Annotated in this window: 13 protein-coding genes; 2 read left to right on the top strand and 11 right to left on the bottom strand. The window is 46.6% G+C overall.

Going from position 1 to position 20,536, the window contains the following annotated elements:
* Position 1: 1 nt before the first annotated feature.
* Both MHI06_RS12980 and MHI06_RS12975 read right to left on the bottom strand, forming a co-directional pair.
* Positions 2 to 1,099: a saccharopine dehydrogenase NADP-binding domain-containing protein gene (locus MHI06_RS12980; RefSeq protein ID WP_340401730.1), complete on the bottom strand. Its 1,098-nt coding sequence runs from the start codon at positions 1,097 to 1,099 to the stop codon at positions 2 to 4.
* Entirely contained in the window at positions 1,083 to 1,790 is a 708-nt protein-coding gene (locus MHI06_RS12975; RefSeq protein WP_340401729.1) for a class I SAM-dependent methyltransferase, read from the bottom strand. The genes MHI06_RS12980 and MHI06_RS12975 overlap by 17 nt, the downstream gene beginning before the upstream one ends.
* Positions 1,791 to 1,919: 129 nt before the next feature.
* Between MHI06_RS12975 and MHI06_RS12970 the strand changes: the two genes are divergently transcribed.
* A complete protein-coding gene (locus MHI06_RS12970) occupies positions 1,920 to 3,029 on the top strand; it encodes a LuxR C-terminal-related transcriptional regulator (protein WP_340401728.1) in 1,110 nt (369 codons plus the stop codon).
* Positions 3,030 to 3,209: 180 nt separating this feature from the next.
* Here the strand turns inward: MHI06_RS12970 and MHI06_RS12965 are convergent, their stop codons facing one another.
* From MHI06_RS12965 to MHI06_RS12925, 9 genes are all read right to left on the bottom strand, one after another.
* On the bottom strand, positions 3,210 to 4,652 hold the full coding sequence (locus MHI06_RS12965; protein WP_340401726.1) for a glycosyl hydrolase family 28 protein: 1,443 nt from the start codon (positions 4,650 to 4,652) through the stop codon (positions 3,210 to 3,212).
* Positions 4,653 to 4,752: 100 nt separating this feature from the next.
* The gene (locus tag MHI06_RS12960; protein WP_340401725.1) at positions 4,753 to 6,327 is read right to left on the bottom strand and encodes an extracellular solute-binding protein; all 1,575 of its coding nucleotides are present in this window, start codon (positions 6,325 to 6,327) and stop codon (positions 4,753 to 4,755) included.
* 78 nt (positions 6,328 to 6,405) lie between these two features.
* Positions 6,406 to 7,278 carry a carbohydrate ABC transporter permease gene (locus MHI06_RS12955; protein WP_340401724.1) on the bottom strand — a complete coding sequence of 291 codons (873 nt, stop codon included), beginning with the start codon at positions 7,276 to 7,278 and terminating at the stop codon, positions 6,406 to 6,408.
* Positions 7,279 to 7,307: 29 nt separating this feature from the next.
* Positions 7,308 to 8,282 carry an ABC transporter permease subunit gene (locus MHI06_RS12950; RefSeq protein WP_340401723.1) on the bottom strand — a complete coding sequence of 325 codons (975 nt, stop codon included), beginning with the start codon at positions 8,280 to 8,282 and terminating at the stop codon, positions 7,308 to 7,310.
* 231 nt (positions 8,283 to 8,513) lie between these two features.
* Positions 8,514 to 10,730 carry a helix-turn-helix domain-containing protein gene (locus tag MHI06_RS12945; RefSeq protein WP_340401722.1) on the bottom strand — a complete coding sequence of 739 codons (2,217 nt, stop codon included), beginning with the start codon at positions 10,728 to 10,730 and terminating at the stop codon, positions 8,514 to 8,516.
* Between the two features lie 336 nt (positions 10,731 to 11,066).
* Positions 11,067 to 15,338 (bottom strand): discoidin domain-containing protein, encoded by a 4,272-nt coding sequence (locus MHI06_RS12940; RefSeq protein WP_340401721.1) that lies wholly within the window; start codon positions 15,336 to 15,338, stop codon positions 11,067 to 11,069.
* Positions 15,339 to 15,673: 335 nt separating this feature from the next.
* A complete protein-coding gene (gene yidC / locus MHI06_RS12935; protein ID WP_169481716.1) occupies positions 15,674 to 16,561 on the bottom strand; it encodes a membrane protein insertase YidC in 888 nt (295 codons plus the stop codon).
* On the bottom strand, positions 16,498 to 16,848 hold the full coding sequence (locus MHI06_RS12930) for a hypothetical protein (RefSeq protein ID WP_211175704.1): 351 nt from the start codon (positions 16,846 to 16,848) through the stop codon (positions 16,498 to 16,500). Before MHI06_RS12930 ends, yidC begins: the two co-directional genes overlap by 64 nt.
* Positions 16,849 to 16,940: 92 nt before the next feature.
* Positions 16,941 to 18,560 carry a DUF4173 domain-containing protein gene (locus tag MHI06_RS12925; protein ID WP_340401720.1) on the bottom strand — a complete coding sequence of 540 codons (1,620 nt, stop codon included), beginning with the start codon at positions 18,558 to 18,560 and terminating at the stop codon, positions 16,941 to 16,943.
* 135 nt (positions 18,561 to 18,695) lie between these two features.
* On the opposite strand from MHI06_RS12925, the gene MHI06_RS12920 reads away from it, so the two are divergent.
* Positions 18,696 to 20,486, top strand: a complete 1,791-nt coding sequence (locus MHI06_RS12920; protein ID WP_340401719.1) for an ABC transporter substrate-binding protein — start codon at positions 18,696 to 18,698, stop codon at positions 20,484 to 20,486.
* Positions 20,487 to 20,536: the final 50 nt, after the last annotated feature.

The raw sequence follows: 20,536 nt of genomic DNA, 5'->3' as shown, positions 1-20,536 counted from the left end.
ACTAGGTGATCTTGGTTGTCACCTTTAGTGGCGTATGAAGTGCATCCTGAATGTCCTGCAAAGAGAGAACCTGTTCAATATGAAACACACCATGTGGCAACGCTGTTCTATACACGCGTTCTGCCACGGCTGCTGCCACCGCCGCCGTCGCATCTGCTTCTTTATGACCAACCAGCAGTTGTTCGACGCGTACTTGCTCACCATTTTCCCATCCTACGGCATCAACCTTGACCGCATACATCGGCTCTCCCCCAGGAATAAGGCCAAATGCCTTAACCGTTCCATTGCGAATAGACGGGACACGCAACAATGAAAATAACCCTGCACGTTTGGAGATTGCCATGGATCTTGTGATCCAGCGGGAGTCCAGACAGAGTCTGGTAGATACGGTTGGAATACGTAACGTCCGAGCAACCACATGTTGATCCGAAAAGTTAAATCGATAGGCCTTCCGGTTCCCCAGTTCCGTTCCAAAATCAATCCTTTTGCCATCTCCGAAACTTTGTACCTCAGCTGGTTTGCCCTTTTGCATTACCTGGTAGGTGGCATTCATCTGATCAACGGTCCATTCCACGGCAGCCTTCCCGTGTTTCTCGCCAAGTCCCAGCATTACGGTAATATCTGCTTCCTCCACCTGATCCATATGCATGGTCGCTTCACGTACAAGCAGATTCGTGACTCCCGGTGATAATCCAACGCTGAGGATCGCGGTCGATTTGGAATGTTGCATTTTGGTGTGCAACTGTTCAACCTGAGCGAGAAAATCATATTTTGCAGAAATATCAATATAATCCGTTCCGGCTTGTGCACAGGATTCAACGAACCGAGTATCACTCTGGTCCACACACATGATCACGAGCTTCACAGACCGTAACATGGAAGGCTCCACAGGTTTTGTCACATCCAGTTGAAGCGGCAGTACAGCACCACCTGTCGATCGGCTGAATTCTTCCGCACGGTTCATACGCGTACCCGCTGCCCATACTTTACCCGGAAACAATTTCCCCAGCTGAGTACATATCATCTGCCCTACTTGACCATAACCACCAACCACCCAGATCTGATCTTTCACAGACTTCACATTAGTTCCGACTTGCATAATATCCCTCCACCCAGAACGCCCCGAAGTAACGTGTAATATGTGAGAAACCGCATTCGGTCAGTAGCTGAGTCATCTCTTCAGAGGATATGGGATCGGATTCACGGCCCAAAGAAGCAGCAAAGCGCTCCCACTCTTCAGGAAGAACACCTGCATTCAACATGTGATCCTTCCAAGCTTGCATCATCACTGGATATGCAGGGGAACGAAGATCGGCATTTACAGCAGCAATGATCAGTGGTGCACCCGGTTTAAGTCTCGCTGCGAGGCTGGTCAGAAACGTTCTCTTGGCCTCCATCCCCTGAATAAAATGTAACATGAGCATGCTTGTGGCCCCATCATATAAAATATCCTCTGGTAATTCTTCAACCGTGACAGATTGCAGCTTCACTCTGGAACCGATGCCGGCTTCCGCGACTCGGATCTCGGCAAGTTGCAGCATGGGCTGTGAAGGATCTACTCCGGTCAATGTCCACCCGGTATGGCGTGATCCAAGCAGAGCAATTTCTTTTCCCCCTCCCGCTCCGGCTACAAGTATATGAATATCGTTGTTATCCATAACAGATGCTGCAAGCAGCCGTTCCATTAGATCATGCATATGAGAATAACCCGGAATCTTCAGGGCTATCGATTGTTCGTAGCGATGTACATCTGCCGTTTCCCAGCTCATGGGTGATGGATTGTGATTCATGGATACTACACTCCTCTTGAATTGAAGTTAGACTTGACTCGCTGTTCGTCTAATTTCATTATAGAAGGATACGCCGAACCTACAATCCCAGAACATTGGGATATACGCATAGCGAGAGGAGATATCTTGTTGACATCACGTATTGATCGGAACCACAGACTTATCACTTCTCTTGAAAAAGGAACCTGGACCTCGCGTACCTACCGGGAAGCTGTTCTGAAGCAGATCCATTCGGCGGTCCCTTATGACGCATACTGTTTCACCACCGTTGATCCTCTGACTCTTCTCTCCACAGGAGCTGTGACGGAAGATGGCATTGAAGCCATTCATGATCGGTTATTCATCAATGAATACATGGAAGAAGACATACATAAATACGCTGAATTAATTCGCAGCGGTGAACATACTGCTACCCTTCATACGTGCACGAACGAACAACCTGAACAAAGCCCACGTTATATCAACATTCTTCAGCCAGCGGGGTTCGGTGACGAACTGCGCGCTGTATTGGTCAGTGGAGACGCTTGTTGGGGATACCTGACCCTGTATCGTAAGACCGAGAATTCTTTTTTTACAGAGGAGGAACGGTCGCTGATTCAGAGCTGGACTACTTCTATTGCATCCATGCTGCGGTCCACGAGTCTGACACTCATGGATGAGATCACGAGTGAAAGTCCTGATGAACCCGGAATTTTGATTACCTCGGACACGTTCCAGCTCTTATCGCTGAACGCCCCGGCTCAATATTGGCTGTCCCAATTGCGTACGCTGGAACATGTAGGGCCAGACATTCTGCCCCGTCCGGTACGTGCAGTGAGTTCCCACTTGCAGCGCAAGAATCGGGCAGAACGGGCTGACGATCGTCAACTCGCTCCCGACTCGCCCTCCAAAGTCTGTATCCAACTTCCGGATGGGCGTTATCTCATCCTTCATGCCAGTCTTATGCAACAGCTTGCGGGACCGGATCAGATTGCTATTCGTTTGGAGCAGGCGATGCCGCAGGATTTGCTGCCCTTGCTCGCCGAGAGCCATGGATTATCCAGTCGAGAACGGGAACTACTGGGTTATGTGCTGCGTAGCTATTCTTCCAAAGAGATTGCTGCCGCGATGCATATTTCTGTCTATACGGTTCAGGATCATTTGAAATCCATTTTCGCCAAAACCAAGGTATCTTCACGTCGCGAGCTCATCTGGTATTTCGTTTCCCGTTTCCAGCTGTCGGATGAGACGGCCATATAAATGCTGAGAGGTAAGCAATATACTCTACAGTTCCAACTCACTTGGGTTACCAAAGCAAAAAAAGCCACCATTCAGGCGACTTCTTAAGCGACGATATTCTTGTCCTTTGGGGTCGCTTGCTTATTTTCCCCGTGAGCGGATAAGGGTGCGAATGCTCCATTGGACAGTTCAAAATCACACTTATGTTGGTTTCACTGCCACTTCATTGGTATGAGGTCCGAGAATAACATCTCTCTCCATAGAGAAATGTTCCCCATTAACAGTTACATTCTCAAATCTCACGTTCTCTACCTTCCGCGCTTCATCGTAGCCTTCGATATGGGATGGATTCAGACAACTTCCGTTATACGTAATATTTTTGAAAAGAATATCCCGGATCTGTTTCCCCGGAGCAGGATTGTATTTTGCATTTTGCAGCACTCTCACATTGAACAGTTCACCCAATTCGAACGGTTCAATGCGGATATTCTCATACACTACGTTCTGTACCGTGTTGTTGTCTCCGGCATTGATCGCAAGACATCCCCAGTAATCCGGCTGTGGTTCGTGATGCTCGAGGATATCAATATTGCTGAATATAATATCCTCAATCACATCTCCATCTCCTTCATAGTTGCCATGTGTGCCTATATTGGCTGGGTGCGCTACATCTGCCCACAAGATCGAACGGGTAACACGAACCCTCCGGGTATCACCTCGATATTCATCCCTTGAAGCATAGATCGCAATACAGTCATCAGAAGTACGCAGAAATACACTGTCGATGTTCACATCTGAACAGGCCATCATGTCAATGCCATCCGACCAGCCACGTGTACTAAACGTTTTTATATTGCAAATATCTATAGACTCCGATTGACCAATCAGGACTGTATAATGGGGCGGATCAATAACCGTGATGCCTTCAATGGATATGTTTCGGGCGTAACTGATTTCTACCCCACGATAAAAGGTCGTTTTCTCAAAATCGGACAAATACAGAATTCCTCTGCCACGAATGACCACGTCCTCCACGTGACTGCAAATAAAGCCCCCACAGATGACTGCGCCACCGGCGATATAGATCATTGTATTCGAAGGTACTTCTAAACGAGATGTATCGAAATGATGGATACCGGGTTGAAAATATATCACTTTGTGTTTCACTGCTGAACTCACAGCTGCCAAGTTCCCCAGAATATCTGCCGTGTCATGCATACCCGGTTCAAGCGGCAGGACACCATCATCTGAAACCAGCGGGACATCCTGCTCCAGCGGATTAGCAAAGATGTGCAGATTGTGGAATCGGTCTCCGTCCACTTCCAGGGATAGTTGCTGTGGACCGTCCAGACGAAGCAATATACGGTTTGCTTCCAACTCACAGCTTAATCCTGTTGAGATTGGGCGGATGACTGCAGTCTGAACACTCCCTTCATTTTTCACAATCTCCAGTTCCACCGGCCCATTACAATCGAACGTGACCATCGATGCATTGCGGACATCATGCATATCGACCTTCACATTGTAACTGAACAAGGGCTGCCACTCCCCATGTGGCTTGCGGACATTCACGGTGAAGTCCGGGTTGACTACGGCACCCGTCGGGGCTGGATAAACCACTAAATGCGTATTTACAGTCTGCATATCCGTTCTCCTCCATACCTAGAGATGAGACGGTTAGCAGATGAGCACCGTTCCCAGGTTCATCTGCTAACGATCATGCCATCATCCCTGAAAGTCATTTTTATTTACTGCGTTCCTCGTAAATCTGTTGGGCCTCATCCAGTTCCGACTGTCCCCCGGAGTTCAGCCACTGTGACCGGAAATCATCAAAATCTTTATCTGTATTCGCTTCACCAGAGATTGCTTTAATATAATATTGAGCCTGTAGTGTGTTCAAAATGGCCTCATATTGGGCTTTGGTCTTCATCACCGTCGACTGTATCAGATCACTCAAGACAGTTACATTTTCCACATTCGTCAGCTTTTCTTTGAAAGCCAGCTTTTCAGGAGAATAGTGATGCTTCATCATGGAGCTGACTTTGGCACCGAATGGATTATAGAAACCTGCACCCAGTTCACTCATTAACTCCGTACCTGCTGCCGCTTCCGTAACGACCGCCAATTCACCTTCGAGGTTATAGGAGTTTCCTTTTTCCCCAAACACTGTCGTCAAGTAGCCTTCCGTATCCGTCGTGACATACTCCAGAATTTGCAAAATTTTAATTCGTTTGGCGTCATCCTTCTCAAGCTGTGCTCCAAACAACAATGGAGGCTGCAATGCTCCATTGGCCATCGCATACTTCTTGCCGTCCGGCCCAGCGAACGGAACACCGGGAACAAGTTCAATGCCTTTATCCTTGGAGATCAGGCCAAAGTATCCATCATCATACAGATGGTGCCACATTCCGGTTTCAATGATCCCGGTACGCAGACTGACAAATTTGGTTTGAATCTCGCTATTGCCATCGGTGATGAATTCAGGATCAATAATGCCCGCCTTATACCATTCATTTAACAGCTTCAGCGCATTGCGCGCTTCCTCTGTAATTGCGCCATAAGTTACTTTGCCATTCGCGTCCAGTTTGAACTGGTACGGTGCTACTCCGTAAGCTGCGAACACCGTATTGAACAGTTGTGCCTGGGCATCCTTGCCTCGTCCGGTCAAGCCATAAGTATCCTTTTTACCGTTGCCGTCCGGGTCATTATTCATGAATTTGGTCAGCACATCCTCAAGCTCGGTAAGATCCGTTGGCGGTTCATTGTAGCCAATAGCCTTCAACCATTGTCCGTTATATGCGGGAATAAAACCTGTTGCACCTTCCCCCCATACCTTGGGAACACCCCAGTTCTTGCCGTTATATGTACCCGGGTCCCAGGCATTTGGATCAACGCTCTCCACGTCCGCCGTGTATTTAGGCATATATTGCTTGATCTCCTCTTGGGATACACTCGCAAGGATACCTTGATCCGCCCATTGCACCACATCGCCTACGGTGCCGTCTACGGAGATAATGTCCGGGATCTGTCCGGAAGCCAGCATGACGTTAAATTGCTCTTTCCAGGTTGCCGTCTCGAAGGAGATATTCTTGAACTTCACATTGAATTTCTCCTCCAGAAACTTCTGGACGTAATTGTTATCGGCTTTGGGAATATTCCAGTTGTTTGCGATTGAAATCTCAATTGGCTTTTCATTACCCCCATCTGAACTTTCACCAGTGCTATTATCAGTAATCGTACCACCACTGCAACCGCTTACGAGTAATGAAGCCGATACCACTAGGCCCAGCATACCGGTAATGAATTTCTTTTGTCTCATCTCTGAATTCCTCCCTTTTGATCTAACAATTCGCATATGTGAATCAAGACACCCTGAGGCAGCCTGAATGAACCCGTGTTACCCTTTGAGCGAGCCTACCATCGTTCCTTTTACGAAGTACTTTTGCAGAAATGGATACACAATAATAATGGGCAGTGCCGTGAACATCAGTGTAGCGGCTTTGATCGGTTCCTGATAACCCAATTCTGAGCCCTTAACGTCTGCCGCGAACATGGATAGATTTTCTCCCGTGATGACTACTCGCCGCAGGAACGTCTGAAGCACTTGCTTGGAAGGGTCCTGGATGTATAACACCGCGTCAAACCAGGCATTCCAATGTCCTACCGCAGACCATAGCGACAATGTGGCGATAACAGGCATCGATAACGGGAGAACCAGCTGAAACAGAATACGCAAATCGTTTGCCCCATCGATTTTGGCCGAATCCTCCAGCTCATCAGGTATGTTCTGAAAGAAATTACGCAGAATCAGCATGGAAAACGTACTGATCAATCCCGGGATAATGTACACCAGTCGCGAATCCAGCAGCCCAAGCGATTTGATCAGAAAGTAGGAAGGAATCATCCCCCCGCTAAAGAACATCGTGAACACAATTAACATCGTATACACATTGCGATGCGGCAAGTATTTACGGGATAGCGGATATGCTCCAAACGACATAAACAGGATCGAGCACACGGTCCCCACCACGGTACGAAAAACGGTGTTGCCAAACCCCATCCAGATATCCTGATTACCCAGTACCTTCTGCCAAGCAAAAAATGAAACCTGCTGTGGATATAGATGGATACCCAATCTCAATGCTTCTGCCGGTGTACTGAACGAGATCGCAAGCATATGAACAAACGGATACAGCATGACAATACACAAAATAATCATGAACGTAATCAAACAACCCTGAAAAAGATTACTGCCCCTGCTATGCTTCACTGCCTTGTCCTCCAATCTGGTTATTCTGTTTAAAAGAGCCCCTGCTGTCCAAACCTTTTAGCCATATAGTTCGTTGCAAGTACCAGCGCAAAAGCAATCACATTTTTGAACAGACCGACCGCTGTCGTCAGGCTGAACTGAAAATTTTGCAAGCCTACCCTATAAACATAGGTGTCCAGAATATCCGCCACACTATAAGTCGCAGGTGAGTACAGGTTCAAAATCTGATCAAAGCCGGCATCCAGTACATTGCCAATGCGCAGAATAAACATCAGTACGATGACCGGCATAATTGTCGGAAGTGTAATACTGAGGGTCTGCCTCCAGCGACTCGCTCCGTCCATCACGGCAGCTTCATACATCTCGGGTTGTACACCCGCAAGTGCGGCCAGATAGATAATCGTGCCCCAGCCAACTTCTTTCCAGATCGCCGAAATGACCAGAGTTGACCGGAAATGATTCGGATCTCCCAGAAAATAAACCGACTCCAATCCCACAAGCTGGAGCAAATAATTGACTACTCCAGACGATGGAGACAGCAGTGTAATCAATATCCCCGAGAGAATGACCCAGGAGAAAAAATGCGGCAGATAGGTCAGCGACTGTGCTACCCTTTTGAAGGCACCTGACCGGATCTCATTGATCAGTAGCGCGAGTATAATAGGCGCCGGGAATCCAAACAGAATATGCAAAAAACTAATGATGATCGTATTCTTCAGAATCATTAAGAAGTCAGGAGATTGAAAGAACAAAAACTCGAAATGCTTGAATCCCACCCAGGGACTGCCCCAGATTCCATCCATGATCCTGAAATCTTTGAAAGCCAGTTGAATACCGTACATTGGGCCGTATGCAAAGACCGCGTACCAAATCATTACCGGAGCAAGCAGCAGAAACAGATATCTGCACTTCTTGTATTCCCTCCAGGTTGCTGCCCATTTTGACGGCTGTTCATGGAATATATTCTTTTTGCCATCCACTTCCGGATTGTGCACCGGGTTCATAATAACTGCTCCTTTCCAACCATCCAAAATTCCTCAAGCCACACATCAATCTTAGAATTATGTAAGCGCTTTTTCTATTGCAAGTTCATTCAATTCTTTATAAATTCTTTCACGGTTTCTTATAAAATCTAACGAATTCATAAAAAAATGACCGCTGCTTGGGTAACATTCGTTAGATGCTCCAAACAACAGTCATATGCACCTTACCTTCTAGCTCCATACTTGCTTCTGCTATTCCTTATCCAGAGATAATGAATCCAGCGCTGCCAGCTGTGAATTCCGATATTGCACAGGCGTTACGCCGTAGCGTGATTTGAATTTGCTGTGAAAATACTGAGGATTCCGGTATCCGACTTGCGTTGCAATAACCGACACCGAGAGCCGTGGTTGATCACGCAGCAGATCCGCAGCTTTTTCCAGCCGCAGCCGGGTTACATATTCCGTAAAAGATTCTTTGGTCCCTTCACTGAAAAGTGTAGAAATATAAGCAGGGGCCAGTGAAACCTCCTTCGAGAGGATTTGCAGGGATAACTCTTCATGCAAATGCTCTGCAATATATACCTTCAACGTACGAATCACATCCGTGTGAGCATGGTTACCCGCATACTTCAAATGTTCGGTAATCTGCATGCACAGCCTGCGAATTCCTTCGACCGTCTCGATCAGCGTATCCTTTTTCAATTCATCAAAAATATTGGAATGCGGCAGAAAGTGCTGTAACTTCAACTCAAGCACCGATTGATACAATTGCATTATTAATTGCAGCACAGCGAGTTCTGCAGTCTCGATCTGCATATGACCATCCTGAAGAATCTCCAGAAAATGATTAATGAAATCAGCAACCGCCTCCTGATCTCCTGCCTGTAGTGCATTTTTGAAATGATCGTATTGAAACAGATAAGGCGCCGTACTCATCTCCAGTACTCTGGAATACGCAACGATTGAATCCTTTCCATATAAAAAATGATATCTGCTTGCCTGCTTGGCCATCTGATAAGAATCGGCGAGCGCTTCTGGGTGGTCTACCCTGCTCCCAATAGCCGCTCCAAACCGGGAACCATGCTCATTAGAATGCTGAGCCTCCTGCAAATCGGCCATAATATGCTTCTCTGCGTCCTGTTCATCAGGAGAAATACAATAAATGATAGCCGCCTCATTTTCATTCAATGGAACGAAATTACTGTGTAAAGACCGATTCATCTTTTCATAACGCATCTTCAGACCTGCACTGCCTTCCTCTGGAATTCGGAGATAGACGGTGCAATAGTGATATCCCGGTTGGATGAACTGTTCCGCTTCGATCTCCAGGCTTACGCCAAGCAAGAGATTTTTCAAATCATTTTTTCTCGCTTGGGTTTCGAGGTTTACGATCTTTTCTTCCATCAGATGGAAGGTGTTACCTATAAAAGCATACTCATTACCTAAGGACGTGACAGCACTTGATGTATGTAAACCTTTGATCTGCATCATCAGTCTTTTTATCGGAATGTAGAGTTGTTTGGAGAAAAAGAACGATAGTAGCAAACCAAATAGAACAACTACGCCGCAACTAATTACAAGACTGTTTTTCAACTGTTCAGAGGACAGGACAAATGAGTTCATCGGACGATACATCGCATACGTCCAATCCTGCTGCGAGTTCGCGGACTCCAGATAAGACAGTACGGCTTTGCCTTCCGCTCCTTCTATAATCTGTTCTCCGCTTTGGCGGTTGTGAATGGTATTCTGCATTAAACCACCGAGAGCCTCATTATACTCCCCCGTGTGAAGCAGCTCTTTACCCGAAGAATCAAAAATATACAGCTGGTCTGCCGGGGAACTCAAAATTCGGGAAGCCGCCGTCTGTAGATATTCCACCCCTACATCCATATAGAAATAACCCATGGTTGGCACGCCAGGTGTCTCATATGGCAATTTAATCACATAGGTCATCACCTTGCTTCCATCCGCCAATGTCCGAAACAGCCATTCTTTAGGCTTCACTTCGTTCAACTTCAGAATGAAAGCTGCATCTTCGGATGTACCACTCTTCATATGAAAGTTGCTGGCATCCACGACATAATGATGAGCCGGAAAATAAACGGTAACATTGGTTAACCCTTCATTTTCAATCCTGTAGAATTCCAGTTCCTGCCGAAAGGATGCAATGCGACTCAAATTCCCCTCCCAGCTCTTCGTTAACAATAGATTCAAGTTGAAGTTATTCTGAATGAACCGAATGGAGAGTGCTTTATTCTGCAGGTTGTCTTCATATTTCTTTAATATCGTCTGCTCGATATAATCCTTGGCGGAAATCAGGCGATTTTTATTGTCTTTGGCAATCTCATCTTCCATCATTTCATTAGCCTGGGTATACCAATACCCACCCATAATGCCGATCAGAACCACAGACAGAACAGTATATGACAATATAAATTTGATAAAGATGGTTTTTCTGTATTCAGGCATTTTCATCCATCCCCTTTGGCTTCGCTCATCGTGCACTATCCCGTCCCTACAATAATGTATGCGCTATCATAAATGAGATCAACAATAGTTATTCATATTGCTTAAGCTATCAAAATCATTCTCTAAAATCCAGTATAAAATCTTTCACTTCATTCTAATTTCTTTCAACCCTGTAGTGGACCTGCACATATCTGGTACAACACAATGCAAAAAAATGCCCCAAAGCCTCCTTATTCAGTGGCTTCGGGACATTTACATTGAACACGTGCTTTTTTTTGCAGACAAGCAGATTCGTCAAAATGATTTATTAGGATGGTTCGAGCTCAGCACCTCCTATCATCCTTCTTCGTTCGGTTCCGTCTGGATAACCAGTGCCTGTATCGCCTGAAGCAGCTCGTTAGCTGCGGAATCAATCTGTGTTTGGGTGCTGTCCGCATCTTCCGCTATTACCGCTCCCAGTGATTTGGCCGCCAACATGGCAGTAAAGCCAGCCTCATCATAGGTTTCTTCCTGTAAGGTGTCTGCCTGTACCAGTAGCATGATTAGCAGTGTCGGGTCTGTGGGCTTGCTATACAATTCCAGTTCCGCCACGTTGGCATAACCGCCTGGTGAATAGTACCTCAGATAACGGAACGCTGTATCGTTGGTTATCGAAGCCGTATGCCATTGGACGCTACTGATCCCACTGATGGTATACAAATCGGTGTAATGCGTGCCGTCGTTAGATCCCTGTAGAATAGCTCCGTTAACACGCGTAATTTCTGAAGCCTTACCATTTCTCGGATAAAACTTGAAGCTCGACAATGACTCAGCCTGATTTTCTCCCAAATCAATATCAACCCATGCTACAGCATCCATCGTATCGGTAAACGTATCCACGTTGCTGTCCACGGCACGCCAACCATTCTGCTCTTTGGTCCCCTTGTTCTGATAGACTGGCGTGGAGGCCGCCACCATGGAAGGCGTTACGGTAATCTTCTGTGCAGGCAGGGAAGCAAGAGAATCCAGCTGCTCTTGAGCCTGGTACAACTCCTCCAGCAAAGCAGGCCGATCAGATGCAGGATTGTTGAAGAGTGCTCGAATCCGCTCAACCTCTTGCATGTATTGGTAATAGCTTCCCTTCGTATATCCTTCGGGGCTGACTACCTTGGAATCGATACTGCGAATATCATATTGTCCGTACAATTCCACTTCTGCCACATTCCCGTTCCAAGCAGCGCTGTTGTAGATTCTCAGGTATCGGTAAGCATCATGATCAATTATTCTGTCCCCGCCAATGTAAGTCCACTTGCCTTCTGCTGTTCCTGTGACGGCTGCAATCAAGTTCGTCCAGCTGTTATTGTCATTCGAACCTTGCAGGACCACTCCGTTCATTCTTGCGGGATAGGAGGCTCTGGGCATCAGCATTATATCGCTCAGTGTTACCGATACATCTGGTCCAAAGTCCACCGTATAGTAAGCTCCGGCACCAGTAGCCAGATCGCCGAAAGTCCCCGTATTGCCATCGAACAATAGATAGCCTACTCGTTCCTTGCTCAGTCCGCCTGTACCATACTGCTTATCTGAAGCCATTACTGTCGCCAGCCTGGATACATCGAGGAGCTTGGATTGGTTCACCAAATAGAGCGAAGATCGATCCGTCGTGAAGATGACAGGACCTGCGGACAGTCCATTAGCCGTCTTATAATCGATGGCAAACCGAATAGGACCTGTAGGCGCAAGATTATCCATGACCGCAGATGCCGTCCAGTTCAGCTGATCTGTGGAATGCACCATTGCCTCCTGACCTTGAATCACAGCCTGCACATCTTGAATTGGTTCGGTGGATTCAAAGGTCAGCACAACCGTATTACCTGCATCAACGCGGTTCTGTACGCTCTGGGGCGAGCTTATTGTGAGCGATTGAAGTTTATTATTCGTTTCATGGCGTTCTCCAAATATTCTGAATTCGGACAACTCCAGCATCGTACTGGATGGCTCAATCATCTGAATCTTGAAGAAACGGAAGGCAGTATTCCTGTGACCTTCGCTGACTTCAAGTGTCTGCATATCTTCAGATACGACGGTCAACCCTGGGGTTAGCCGTGTCCATGTTTCATTATCATTAGAACCAAAAATCGCAGTACCGCCGATCCGCTCGGGGAAGCTTGCCCTTACCTGAAGGGAGAAAGCATCCGCAGTGACTTTATAATCCGGTCCAAAATCCATGGTGTGTGTCAAATTGACGGCGTTACCGTAAAATGCAAAGCTCCCCGCGTAATTATCCAATAAATTCAGCGTTTCGTTGTAGAAGGTTGCGGCAGCCAGCATATTGGAATAGTCCATACTTCCATCCTGAAGCTGCGGTGTTAATTCTTGGAGACCTACTACCGCAGCTCTCAACTCCACCAGCTTTTGCAAAAACTCGTCATCTGAAGCCGTTGCTATTACATCCATGACATCAGCATATATGCTATTGTAGTGTGTTAAACTCGCAGATACATAGCTGGTTTCCGGGTTATAGGCAGCAATCACTGCGGCAACGGCAGACGAACGGTCAGCGCTCACGATGACCCTGACTTCTTTGGCTGTGATGGTGGCCCCATCCGTCGCTCCTACCACTATGGAGTAGGTGCCGACCTGCTCCGGCTCCCACGAAAAAGCACCCGTGCTTTCGTCAAAGACAGCCCCTTCAGGCTTATGATCGATCTGGTAAGTAACGCTGTCGACTATGCCATCATCGATGGCAGTAAAATCGTACTGCAATGCTGCATTTGACCCGACATACGTATACAAATCAAGAGAGGTTCCGCTCTCGTTAAAGACAGGTGGCGTCAGCTGTTCACCCGCTTTTAGATGGATGTGATCCATATCCACCACAGTGCCAGCTCCCTGAATTTTGAAATACGTCAAATCACTTAGACCTCGCAAGTTGTGCATGGTGTAGGATACATATTTCCACTGCCCCTTGGTATCCGGCAAAATCAAAGGAGCATCGTGCCACCCATTGATCACAAGCTTGGCTGTACCATTCGTCCGTATTCGCAGACCTATGGTTTTGACGGGAGTGCTGGTACTGACGACGGAGAATCGACTCCCCTCTTCCGTGGCTGTAATCTCTACAAAAGATGTTTCACCCTCTTGTTTTATCTCGGAGTGTGAATCCAGACTTGTAGCTCGGTGTTCAATTTCATTCCAATCCGCATTCGTCGATACTTTTGGAAGTGTTGTTGCGCCCTCAGTAGCTGCTTCTTCGGGGATAAACATCCAATAATCGGCGCCTCCATCCGGAGATTCCCAATAGAACGGTAGTCGCTTCTTAAACATATCGGCATAGTATGGAGCTTCCTCTTCCATATCTAGGCCTGCCGCATATTTGTAATAATAGTAGAGACCATATACGTTGCCGCCAATACGTCCTCTGTATCCTTCAGCCAGCTCTTTATAGATAATGGTCGGATTGCCATCGGCATCCGTATGAGCCGCTACCGGTGTCCATGGCGTATCATGGCCCAGCATGAACTGTGCAAAATAATCGGCCGCTTTCAATATCCTTTGATCCAGATATTCGTACGCATTAACCGCATTCTCCGCAGTGGACACCGTTCCTGCGACTGGATCGACCTTGGTTTCCTGTGCTTCCAACAGGCGGGCCAAGATCTCCACATTGGTGAGGTCCCCAGCGCCATGGGCCTGATCCCTGCCCATCTCCACATGCTGCACTCTCGGTGGAACCACTGCTTCACCTGTCACAATATTAGTGTCCACCCATCGAAACAGCTGCTTGATCGAGCCATTCTGCCCTTGATCCACAGCGGACTCATTCACGGTAAACCATTCCACGCCCTCATTGTAACGGTCACGGTTTCCTGTAAATATATATCCCGACATCGCTCCAAGGAGCGGATACAGATGCTGGTTCATAAAATACCCGTTATCATGTTGGAAAGTATCAATGACCGGATAGATGAGATTATTGCTAAAATCGGTTGTGTCCTGGTCTGTCCACTCCAGGTCTTGCGTTGTGCTGCTCGTGTATCTTAAAATCTCTGCTGCTGTCACCATGCGATTCAGTGGAATTCCGGTGTGAATGTGCGAATCAATGAAATAGGTGTATTTGGCGGGGTCCATCTGAGACCAGATTCGAATGATGCCCATGGCGTTAGCCCTGTACACCTCTTCCCCGGTTACATAATACATGATGGCTTGTGTGTAGGCCTTTAAGCCGTCCGCAATAAATCTGGAGTTAAAGGATTGACTGTTAAAATCCAAGCTGCCAGGCTTTGTCGGATCCGCACTACTCTGATTGCTGGAGGTAACGTTTCTAGATGCGGTTGGAGAATTTTCCATTCGATTAAAATAACTGTACCAAGGCTCTTGCTTTGCCAGCACCTGTGTGCGCATATTCTCAAGAATGTCCTTGGTGAGCCCAATTCCCGGATGTTCGAAACCGCTTGCATCAATTTCCTCATAAATCGTTGGCAGATATTCTGCTGCCGTATTCTCATTCACAGACGCCGCATTTGATACTGGATAAGGATAAGCCATTGCAACCAAACTCACGATTAAAATAAACATTACAATACACTTGGCCTGGTTTTTAAAGCCCCGCTTTTGTCGAGATGCCATGTACACTCCTCCTTCATGTCGTAGACTTGTGTAACATTCACTTCGTTTGAATGATGCGTCGTTATTTTCTATATCATTGCAGGTTTTCACAAGCTTCGTCCATTGCAATATCATTCATTTTGTTAAGATATCTTTCAAATCATTCAGATGGTATGCTCATTGTAATGCATGACTTCGCTATCATAGATGCTTTTGCCCTCTTTTGGCACAGGAATGTCTGCTCTCAACACAAAAAGAAGCCTAATCCATATGGATCAGGCTTCTTCATTATGTTTTTCGTGTTCAACAAGTTTCCGTAGTCACCATGTTTCCATAGTCTCCTGCGACCGACTTGATTAAGACTTTGCAGGTTTCCGAGAAGGTTTGGATGAACTAGCATTTTTATTCTTTTTCTTACTCACTTCCACAACCACAGGCTCCTGCGGATGTTCTACAGGATACATTTTACGGAACAATAACGTCTGTAGTACCAGGAATGCCCCCCCTACCGTCCAGTAAAGTGGCATAGCTGCCGGGGCTGATAGAGAAAAGAATGCCATCATCAGTGGGGAGAGATAACCCATAATGGCGAACTGCTTTCGCTGCTCAGGCGCCATATTGGCTTGTGATACCTTCGCTTGCACCAGATAAATGACCGCGACCACCACAGCGAGTACGTAGTCCGGCGCTCCCAGTTTGAACCAAAGGAACGAATGGGAAGAAAGTTCCGGTGTAAGTCGGATAGCCGTGTAAATACCTGACAGGATAGGCAACTGAATGAGCATCGGCAAGCAACCAATATTCAGCGGATTGAACTTATGCTTCTTGTATAGCTCCATCGTTTCCTGAGACAGCTTTTGCTTATCAGCAGGATCATTTTTGCCTTCATATTTTTTCTTGAGCGCATCCATCTCGGGTTTCATGGCGTTCATGATGACACGTGTTCCCTGCTGGGACTTGGCTTGACGCATCATCAACGGCAGCAGCGCAAGACGAATGATCAGTGTGATCACGATAATCGCGACCCCGTAGCTTCCATTAAATATGGTGGCAATGTGCTGTATCAGATACGACAGTGGAAATACAATATAGTGGTTAAAAAATCCCGGTGTCGATGAAGTAATCTCCGACACGTTGTTGCTGCATCCGGCAAGCAGCATGACTGCAAACAAAATGGCAATCAGGCCATAGATCCGTCCCTTGCCCGATCCAAAAGTGAATCCCTTGTTAGTCTTATGTTCCATATATATCCTCCTCGTTGATTTGTTGACCAATCGTTCAACGAGGAATGACAATCTGGTTCATCTTCATCGGGCGCTTCTCTTCGTCTAATCATGCGGCTCCAGTCTTCCTGTCTATGTTGTCTGTCCAAACACAGGGCAGGAAGTACAGGTTCAAGTCCACCACCGACGCCACCTTCCACCCAGTACTCTGTCATGCCACAGTGAAGATGGGCAATATAGGCATAGCTGACGGTGAAGATGAGTCCAATCGAGAATAAATATGGTAATAACTCCTGCAGTTCAAACAAGGGATTCACCCCCTTTATAGGTTAGTTTTTATATTATAACACTTACATATTGTTTTTGCATAAATCCGTACGTAAAAACAGTGATTATTCAACTATTCCGTTCTTAATTTGGACATTTCTAGCTCCGCTCTGTGTCTTGCAACGTTATAAGAAGGCCAGGCACCTTCTGATGAGTACATGTCCAAGTAGGCTTGACGTTCCAGCATTTCTCTCTTGAGATCCGGGTACTCCTCGAGAGCAAACTCTCGAAGTAACGGAACTGCATCTGCTGACAGACTTGCCAGGTAGGTTGCATCAATATTGCCAGTCTGATGATAACGTTCAATATTCAGCTCGGCAATCCGATTATCCATGCCCACGTAGTTGACAGCAACATATGCAGTGAGCGCAAGCACAATATACCAACGGATCAGCGGTATTGACGTGTAGCGTATGCGAAGGCCGGCAATCAGCAACAGAAGTGCCAGGAAAATCATGAATGCGTGCACCAGGAAGCGGATGTACGTATATCCATAAGCCTGCTCATAGAGATTAAGGCGCATAAACGCGGAATACAACATGATCGCCGAACAACTGACCAAAATCAGGAGGAGTACCTGATGCATGATTAAACCTGCTTTTCCACTCAGACGGGTATACTGCAAAGCAACAATAAGGATAAAGAAGTTAATACCCGTGACGAGAATCAATTCTGCAAATCCACTTCTCGCATACTCTGCGTAGGACAGATCTACCGGAAGATGCCCCTCTCCCGCACCAAAGAGATACGAAAACTGTACAAGTACAAACAGAACGTACACACAGTTGATGACGATGAGCATCGTACCCACTATGATGGGATCCAATCTGAATGGTTCCCGATGAACCGGAGTGCGTGCGGGCTCGGGTGTAATCTTATTCGTAACCTCACCTTTAGTGACCGGGTCCACAGGAGAGAATATATAGGTGTGATCACGCTTATCAACCGTGGACGCTGCTCCATTTTTCCAATGTGCGTTCGCTCTCTTCTCTGCCTCATATTGCATCGGCTGTACAAATCCCCATACATAACCGAACAGCAATACACCTGCAATGACAATCCAGATGATTCTCGGTATCCCTGGAGTAAAAGCTAGCTGATTCAACCACTCCGGAAAACCGGCTAAATATTGATCGAAGACCCCGTCAGCGGAGGACAGTAATGCAACGACTACAATGAGGATCGGCAAGGATGCCACAAGACCAATGAGCACTTTGAACACAACTGTTTTTTGGGATTTGCCCATGCCACGCCCGCCTGCTCTTACAGCAATAGCAGCAACAGTCCCCCAATGACGTATGGCTTGAGGCAGCATGTGGTCAATAGCCGTACCAATCAAACCAATCTCCCACCACTGCTTCTGTTTTCTGCCCATCAGATACGTCATATGTAAGATAACTACGCCAGGTATGACCAGAAAATTAAGAACATACAGCAGTTCATTGTCGTATAACAGGAACGTTAGCGACAACAATAGCACTACAGCCGCTACAAAAGCATCAATGAACTTGAAAGACCTCATGCGGTCCCGTGCAAACAGATACATGAACACATAAAAGAGAATTACAAAGATAGGATACGATACGCCAATTTCATTACCATAGAATAAATACTGGTGAATGATTGCCAGTATCCATGCAGACAGTAGCGTGATCAGCGCGCGGTGCGGTGAAGCCATTATTTTATCAATCATGGGAAAAACCTCCATTAACCTTTCTATGCTTTATTCTAGATGATAAAATAGGAATATAAATAGAAATTAAAATCGATAAAACTTCTTATTTTAGAGGATTGCGTCAGAGATCACCTCCAGGAGGGAATCAACACTTTGAAATTACATCAGCAATATCTGCTGTTGCATCGTCATTACGGTCACCATATAGAACATGAACTTACACTCGCCAATCTCGCTGAACTTCTGAATTGTACGCACCGCAATACGTTAACGATTGTCAAAAAGATGGTAGCCCATGACTGGATTCGTTGGGTTTCCCAGCGTGGCCGGGGTCGGCGTTCTTCACTGACCTTGCTTGTTCCGGCTGATCAAATCGCCGCAGAATATATGATGCAGGCCATGAATCGCCGGGAATTGCAGGAAGCTGCCGAGCAGGTGAGCGCATTCTCCAGTTCAACAACCATGCAGGATCATCTAAATCAGTGGTTGCTTGGGTATTCAGGACATCATACGGAAGCCGGCACCAATAATGAGCAGATTGATACGCTTCGGTTGCCCCTGCGCCAACAGCTTCATGCGCTTGATCCGCTGTACATTAATCTATTAGCTGAATCCTTTGTTACCAGTCATGTCTTTGACGGGTTGGTTCAGAGGGGTGAACAAGGAGAGATTCTTCCCTGTCTGGCTCACACTTGGGATGTCAGCGCAGACCGGCAGACCTGGATCTTTTATTTGCGAAAAGGGATTACATTTCACAATGGTCAGATGCTGACGGCCCATGATATTGTGCACACGTTTGAGCGGCTGCTATCCTCAGATCGCCGGACACTATACCGCGATGTGAGTAAACAAATTTTATCTATTGAAGCAGTCGATCCCTTAACCGTTTGTTTCCAGCTTAAAGATTCTCATGAATTGTTTTTGTCCTTTCTTACAACAAGTCGTGCGGCGATTGTACCCTCACCAGGAACAAACGAACAGAAGATGAAGCTCTCGGGTGATGTGCACGGGATGCAAAAACCTGTTGGCACGGGGCCGTTCAAGGTCACTGTCTGGGATGATCACTTGTGCAGACTTGAGGTATTTACATCGTATTTTCAGGGTAGAGCACATATGGACCGTGTGGATATCCTGCAGATTCCGTGGAGTGCTTCGACAGAAATGGATGATAGCCAAGATATCGAAACTCCGTTTTTTCATCTTGTTCATAATCCGTCTTCGTCTGCGGGTGCAGACTGGACACAGATTAGTGCAGGTGTGATGGTTCATAAATTACTCACGTGTAATACACAAAAAGCCGGACCGTTAAACGATCCGGAAGTAAGAGCACACCTCAAGTCATGCCTTGCTGGAATGTATAGAGATGATGGACATGCAGATAACTCTGAGATCGTGGATACTGATTTTAGTGCGGTGAATACCATGAAAGTCCAGGTCCACTCGGAGGGATTTAGCGATATATCGATAAGTTCAGTATCCTCCAGTCCCATCTCCTTACACATTGCAACCATTCCACAATATCGCAGGGATGCTCAACATCTGGCGTCCATACTGGAGCAGTGCGGTTTCTCTTGTACCGTCCGAACCGCTACGATGGAGCAGTTCAAAGGAAATCTGCGGCTGGAATCTGATCTGATTCTCTTCTCTCTCATTCGGGACAGGGACGAAGAACTGCGCAGGTATGATCTCTACTCCACGTTATCTGAGCATCTGGAAGATTCTGCTCGTATAACGATTCATGAGATTTTGCAAACCATCGTCGCCTCTCCCATCGCAGTAGATCGAACTTCTGAATTAGATCGAATTGAGCAATTTTTGGTTGATCAGAACCTACTGTTCCATTTATCCAAAAAACCAGTAGAAACCGCTTATCTACCTTCTGTGCGAGGTCTATCTTTCAACAGCCAGGGCTGGGTGAACCTGCGTCATATCTGGTTTCCGTGAATGCTCGTTAAACGAGCATAACAATATCTTCATTTCATGATACGGTAATG

Origin of the sequence: Paenibacillus sp. FSL H8-0079 (genome assembly GCF_037991315.1) — a bacterium.
Lineage (GTDB): Bacteria > Bacillota > Bacilli > Paenibacillales > Paenibacillaceae > Paenibacillus.
The sequence above is the reverse complement of the archived record's forward strand: the minus strand, read 5'-3'. Positions and strand labels throughout refer to the sequence as shown.